Annotated in this window: 3 protein-coding genes and 1 pseudogene; 3 read left to right on the top strand and 1 reads right to left on the bottom strand. The window is 49.3% G+C overall.

Annotation, left to right across the window (positions count from 1 at the left end):
* A pseudogene (locus AC1DSE_RS29150) lies at window positions 1–175 on the bottom strand (Na/Pi cotransporter family protein); the annotation flags it as partial.
* Between the two features lie 107 nt (window positions 176–282).
* Between AC1DSE_RS29150 and AC1DSE_RS29155 the strand changes: the two are divergent.
* The 3 genes from AC1DSE_RS29155 to AC1DSE_RS29165 form a co-directional block, all read left to right on the top strand.
* Complete coding sequence (locus AC1DSE_RS29155; protein WP_477511360.1) at window positions 283–1,692, top strand: class I SAM-dependent rRNA methyltransferase; 1,410 nt, start codon at window positions 283–285, stop codon at window positions 1,690–1,692.
* Window positions 1,693–1,724: 32 nt separating this feature from the next.
* Window positions 1,725–5,240 (top strand): helicase-exonuclease AddAB subunit AddB, encoded by a 3,516-nt coding sequence (gene addB / locus AC1DSE_RS29160; protein ID WP_477511361.1) that lies wholly within the window; start codon window positions 1,725–1,727, stop codon window positions 5,238–5,240.
* Between the two features lie 3 nt (window positions 5,241–5,243).
* The coding region (locus AC1DSE_RS29165; protein WP_477528620.1) for a UvrD-helicase domain-containing protein at window positions 5,244–5,579 on the top strand (336 nt) is incomplete at its 3' end.

Genomic DNA, 5,579 nt, shown 5'->3' on the forward strand with positions numbered 1-5,579 from the left:
AAGCAGTTGTGACCGTTCCGATTGCTAGTCCGTGAATCGGGGTTGCGGTTGATCGTTTTAGGATTCCGGTCAAATACGGACCGGCTAATCGATGCAGCGCCAGCTCCATCAGCTTCATGCCGCACATGAAAACAGAAAACCCAAGCAGCATTGGAATGAGTATAGTCTGAACCATGGTTTGGACTCCTTATTATTTATTTCAAGTTTTGATTCGTAAATATACATATGCTGCAAGCAAGACAAGCATGACTAGCAAGTCCAATGAGGGGAAGCGAGATAAACGTGAGCAATCCAAAAATATTTCTTCTAAAAGCAAGGAAAAAGAGGCTGGAGCAAGGACATCCATGGGTCTATGCGACAGAAATTGATCGTTTGGAAGGCAATGCAGAGCCGGGTGATTTGGTTGATGTTGTTAACCATCAAGGACGTTATTTAGCAACAGGCTATTGGAATCCAAAATCACAAATTACAGTAAGAATCGTTGCACATACGCCAATCGCTGCGATGGATGCAAGCTTTTTCCGTGATCGCCTTCGTCAGTGTCAAGAGCATCGCCGTCGCTTCGTTGCGGATGCCGATTGCCGCTTAGTTTACGGGGAAGCGGATTTTCTTCCTGGGCTTGTTGTTGACCGTTTCAACCATGTGCTGGTGCTTCAGCTTTTGACTCTTGGGATGGATGTAAGAAGAGAAGCGCTGATTGAGGCGTTGATTGACGTATTTCAGCCTGTCGGCATCTATGAGCGCAGTGATGTAGGTGTTCGAGTGCTTGAAGGATTGGAAGAGCGGACGGGCGTGCTTTACGGCGATTGCCCATCCATTATTGAAATTGAGGAAAATGGCTTGAAGCTTGAGGTTGATATTGTTGAAGGCCAGAAAACAGGCTATTTCTTCGATCAACGTGAAAACCGTGCTGCCATTGCTCCGCTTATGAAAGGCTGGGGAGGCCGGAGCGGTATTCATCTCGTAGAGCGTGAAGCACTGGAATCAGGCTCTATTCCAACCGAGGCAAGCGTTGTAAGTAAATCATCTGGTACATCCGATTTAGTGCCGGTGAACGCGAATGGCAAAGTGGTCACTTTTCCTTTCTGGGATGGCGCATCGGTGCTTGAATGTTTTGCCCATACAGGAAGCTTCACACTGCATGCTTGCAAATATGGCGCCAAGAAAGTAACATGCTTGGATGTTTCGGAGCACGCCATCGAAACCGCAAAGCGCAACGTTGAGCGCAACGGGTACTCCGATCGGGTCGAGTTTGTTGTCGCAGACGCTTTCGATTATTTGCGCGTTCAAGTGAAAGGGCTCGACGAGAGAAAACAGCGCGCTCTTGGCGGCGTAGATACGTCTAAGAAGATGGAAGGCGGAGCGGGGCGGACCTGGGATGTTGTTATTCTTGATCCGCCGGCATTTGCAAAAACGAAGAGCGCAGTAGCAGGCGCATGCCGCGGCTACAAAGATATCAATTTACAAGGCTTAAAGCTTGTGAATGAGGGCGGATATTTAGTTACGGCAAGCTGCTCGTATCATATGCGTCCTGAGCTGTTTCTGGAAACGATCCAAGAAGCGGCTGTAGATGCAGGCAAGCTTCTTCGTTTGGTTGAATGGCGCGCGGCAGGCAAGGATCATCCTCAGCTGCTCGGCGTGAATGAAGGACATTACTTGAAATTCGCAATATTTGAAGTACGAAGCAAATAATTGATTTAAACGAATAGACGGGAGAGTTGCACATGTCGCTTCGCTTTGTCATCGGGCGTTCGGGAGCCGGAAAAACATCCTATTGCTTGAATGAAATAAGAAAGCAGCTGCGCGATCAACCGGACGGACCGCCGCTCGTCATGCTTGTGCCGGAACAGGCTACTTTTCAAACCGAATATGCGCTGCTGCAGAGCGGTGAATTAAACGGGACGATCAGGGCACAGGCGCTTAGCTTTCGGCGCCTTGCCTTTCGGGTCATGCAGGAGACGGGCGGAACGGCGCTCGTTCCGATTAACGATACGGGGAAGCATATGCTTCTCTACAAGATCGTACATCGGCTAGGAAAGCAGCTTGAGCTGTTTCAAAACGGTGCGGAACAGCCTGGATTCATCGATAGGCTTGCTGAGCTTCTAACAGAGTGGAAAAGGTACGGAATAGATTCCGAGCTCTTACAGGACAAGCAGGACGCTTCTAAGGCAGAAGCAGGCCAATCAACATTGCTAAAGCGCAAGCTGCATGATTTGCAGCTCATTTATAGTCAGATGGAGCAGGAACTCGCGGGCATGTATATTGACGCCGAGGATTATTTGCGTTATTTGCAAAATGGTTTTGCTAATGCCTCTGCTATGAACGGCGCGCATATATGGGTGGATGGATTTTATGGATTTACGCCAACGGAATACGAAGCGCTAGGAACGTTGATCGGTTCATCCGCTCAGGTGACGGTCACACTTACACTAAACAGAACTTATGGAATAGGCGAGCTGCCGCATGAACTAGATCTGTTTCATCCAACAGCAGAAACCTACAATAAGCTGATGGAGCTGGCTGCACAATATGAGGTTGAGGTCGATTCTCCCATATTGCTAGACGAAATTCCTCCTGTTCGGTTTAAAAGCAGTCCAATGCTTGCTCATCTTGAGAAGCATTATAGCGAGAGAATACCGATGCTTATCGCTGACAAAACGATATTGGACGCAGAAGATGCTCGCTGCGGCTTATCGTTGCATGCCGCTGCGAATCGACGTGCCGAGGTTGAGGCCGTTGCACGCGATATCGTTCGCAGAGCACGTAAAGAAGGGCTGCGCTGGCGGGATATTGCGGTTATGGTACGTAATGCAGAGGATTATACCGACTATATCGGACTAGTCTTTGCTGATTACGGCATTCCTTATTTTGTCGATCAGAAGGAGAAGGCCATCCATCATCCATTGGTTGAGTTTATTCGGTCTGCGCTTGAAACCGTCTTGTTTGGCTGGCGATACGATGCGGTGTTCCGCTGCATTAAGACGGAGATGTTGTTCAAGGTTGACGGAAGTTTGCCTAGAGATTGGTTCGATATGCTGGAAAACTATGCGCTCGCTGCAGGGATTGATGGTTGGAAATGGCTTGACAATAAGCGTTGGCATCCGTTAGTTCCTGTTTCGCTTGATGATGACGAGGATATAGAGACCAAAATCAGCGAAAAGGCGCAGCGTGAATTCAATATCGTACTTGCTGCCAGAGAGGTTGTTGTTCCTCCTCTTCGCCGCTTCTCTGATGCACTGAATAAGGCCGAAAATGTTCAAGGGATGTGCGAGGCTTTATATCGTTTGCTCGATGAATCCGAAGCAGCAGATAAGCTCGAGCGCTGGAGCATTCAAGATACTGGAGCCGGGAAAACACAAAGAGCAAGAAGCCACAAGCAGCTTTGGGACAGTGTCATGCAGCTTTTGGATCAATTAGTTGAACTGGCTGGAAAACAGACCGTAACACCAGAATTGTTCGCCGGCATGATTGAGGCGGGGCTTGACAGCTTGAAGCTTGCTGCGGTACCTCCAGCGCTGGATCAAGTATTGATCGGCAGCATGGACCGAACAAGGTCGGGGCATATACATGTATGTTATGTATTGGGCGCAAATGATGGCATCATGCCGATGCGTGTGAAAGAAGACGGCATTCTTACCGAATCGGAACGGGAACGTTTGGCTGATGATGGAATCGTAATGGCGCCAGGGGTGCGCAGGCGCCTGCTTGATGAGCGATTTATGATCTATAACGCATTGACCACGCCAAGCAAGCATTTATGGCTTAGCTGGGCACAAGCCGACGAGGAAGGGAAAAGCTTGCTGCCTTCGGAGATTGTAAGGCATGTCCGTCAGTTGTTCCCGGGCATAGCCGTTCAAAGTATCGCGGCAGAGCCATCGCCAAGCTTGCCATTGTCCGAGCAAAGAAAGTTCGTATCGCAGCCGCAGCGTACGATGTCCTATTTGATCGGAGCTATTCGGAAATGGCAGCAGGGAGCAGATATTGCGCCTTTCTGGTGGGATCTATACAATTGGTACGCGGTTCGACCGGAGTGGCAGCAGAAGCTTCAGCTGCTGACAAGCTCCTTAACTTATGAGAACCAAGAGCAGTTCCTTTCTAAGGATACAGCGCGAGAGCTTTATGGAGCGAGGCTGCAAGTTAGTGTATCGCGCATGGAACGGTTCGTATCGTGTCCATTTCAGCATTTTGCCATACACGGCCTAAAGCTGAGGGAAAGAAAGCTTTACCGGCTGGATGCCCCTGATGTTGGTCAATTGTTTCACGCTGCTCTAAGTAAGGTGGCGACGAGCTTTGGAGGACGCTGGGGAAAAACATCGGAAGCGGAGCTTAAGGCGGTCGTCTCGCAAACGGTCGATGATTTGGTTCCTAAGCTGCAATCACAAATCTTGTTAAGCAGCAGTCGTTTTCAATATATCGCTCGCAAGCTGAAGGAAATTGTTGGCCAAGCAGCGCTTATGCTGGGTGAACATGCGCGAAGGGCGCAATTCCATCCTGTAGGCACCGAGGTCGATTTTGGCCCTGATGGGAAGCTGCCGGCACTCCGCATTCCGCTTGAGGCTGGCGGTGAGATAGAGATTATCGGCAGGATCGACCGTGTTGATGCTGCAGAAACGGAGGAAGGTCTGCTGCTGCGTGTGCTTGATTACAAATCGAGTTCGACGCATCTTAGACTTGAAGAAGTTGCCCATGGGCTTTCCCTGCAGATGCTGACTTATTTGGATGTACTGGTTACACATGCATCGGCATGGCTTGGTCGACCTGCTTCTCCGGCCGGTGTACTTTATTTTCATGTGCATAATCCAATTCTGGCGCTGACCAACAGCATTAGCCCTGCTGAAGCAAACGGTCAGCTCTTAAAGCGATTCAAAATGCGTGGACTGGTTACGGCTGATTCGGAAACCGTTAGACTGATGGACGATGAGCTGGACACTGGCTATTCAGAGCTGCTGCCCGTTGCTTTGAAGCGGGATGGAAGCTTTTATAGCAGCTCTTCGGTCGTCTCGAATGAACAATGGGATGTGCTTCGCCATTCTGTTAGAAATACAATCAGCCGAATTGGCAGCTCGATACAGTCGGGTGATGTTTCAATTGAGCCTTATCGTATCGGAACAAAAACACCTTGTCAGTATTGCGATTATAAAGCGGTTTGTCAGTTTGATGCTCAGTTCGACGGAAATGAGTATAGAAAGCTGAGCAAACCTTCTAAGGAACATATATGGCAGCAGCTAGAGGGGGAGTAATGGATGATGCACACTGCAAAGGATTCGCCCAAGCCGGAAAATAGTACATGGACCGATGATCAATGGGATGCAATCGTTACAAGCGGCTCGAACATCCTTGTAGCTGCTGCAGCGGGTTCTGGTAAAACAGCCGTTCTCGTTGAGCGAATCATCCGTAAAATATCAGCGAACGCCGATGTTGACCGTCTGCTCGTTGCAACCTTTACGAAGGCGGCTGCAGCGGAAATGAAGGATAGGATTCGAAACGCTTTAGAGCTTGAATTGGAAAAGCAACCCGATTCGGAGCATTTGCGAAGGCAACTTGCCCTAATGAATAGAGCATCGATTACGACACTACAC

The sequence above is a fragment of the Paenibacillus sp. 01L418 genome (assembly GCF_056400045.1).

What these genes read in the sequence shown, in the direction of transcription:
- addB (WP_477511361.1), top strand. Translation starts at nt 1,725, where the DNA reads ATGTCGCTTCGCTTTGTCATCGGGCGTTCGGGAGCCGGAAAAACATCC.